Here is a 255-nt window from a genome sequence, read left to right on the forward strand (position 1 = left end):
TTGAATATCGCTCCAGTTAAATTTAAAGTATCAAGCAATACAGCATATGAGACACTTCCAGACGGTGCTACACCGGTCATCACTGTCACTAAACAGGATACTTCAGTAAAAGGACGTATCGCAGTCGTAAAACAGGGAGAGGTCCTTACTTCTGCAGAAACTGATGATCATGGCAATACGAAGTTCAAATATGAAATGCGGAAATTGAAGGGTGCTGTGTTCGAAGTCAAGGCAGCGGAAGATATCTCATCTCCA

General features: G+C 42.4%; 1 protein-coding gene. It reads left to right on the forward strand.

All coding sequences use genetic code 11. The features are described from left to right. On the forward strand, positions 1 to 255 hold a 255-nt coding region (locus NE665_RS24875), incomplete at both ends, for a hypothetical protein (protein WP_256302794.1).

Origin of the sequence: Clostridium sp. DFI.1.208, assembly GCF_024463855.1 — a bacterium.
GTDB lineage: Bacteria > Bacillota_I > Bacilli_A > Erysipelotrichales > Erysipelotrichaceae > Clostridium_AQ.